The organism is Halorubrum sp. AJ67 (assembly GCF_000513435.1).
The window spans coordinates 335,213-335,934 of sequence record NZ_CBVY010000002.1 but is presented as its reverse complement, the minus strand read 5'-3'; the positions used below and the strand labels follow the sequence as shown (position 1 = coordinate 335,934).

General features: G+C 70.5%; 1 protein-coding gene. It reads left to right on the top strand.

The annotated features are described in order from the left end of the window. Window positions 1-252: 252 nt before the first annotated feature. Window positions 253-618, top strand: coding sequence for a cupin domain-containing protein (locus BN903_RS03390; protein WP_048076373.1), 366 nt, complete (start codon window positions 253-255; stop codon window positions 616-618). Window positions 619-722: the final 104 nt, after the last annotated feature.

Here is a 722-nt window from a genome sequence, read left to right as displayed (position 1 = left end):
CCCGCTCGTCGACGACCCGCCGCCGCTCGACCCGGAGCGCAGACCGCGCCGCTCGGGTCGGGTCGCTCCCCTCGTCCGCGTGAGTCGCTGCCATACGCCGCCGCTCGCGGCGAGCCCTCGTAAGCGCTTATAATAGCTGTACCGTCAGCGCGTGAGCGCTCCGGAGCGGTATATATATCGGCCTCACGTTCTCGGGAGCCGCTCGCGGAGCGGGTGGACAGCGACTTTACCCCTGCGACGTGGACCGGCGGTATGGAGAAGGTGGCGCTCGCCGAGGCGTTCGACTCGTTCGACGAGACGTGGTCCCCGCGGCTCGCGGGCGAACTCAACGGGCAGGCGGTCAAGCTGGCGAAGGGGGACGGGGAGTTCGTCTGGCACAGCCACGCGGAGGCCGACGAGCTGTTCTTCGTCCATTCCGGGCGACTCCGGATCGAGTTCCGCGAGGCGTCCGACACCGTGTTGGAGCCGGGCGAGTTCGCGGTCGTCCCGCGCGGGACCGAACACCGCCCCGTCGCGGAGCCGGAGGCGGAGATCCTGCTGTTCGAACCGAGCGAGACGCGCAACACGGGTGACGTCGAGACCGACGAGACCGTGACCGACATAGAGCCGTTGGACTGAGTCGGCCCGGCCGGACCGATCCCGCTCCCGAACCGACCCCAGCCCCCGAACCGGCCACGCCCGGGTCGTCACGTGACGACGGCCCGGGCGAGCGACCCGAGAAG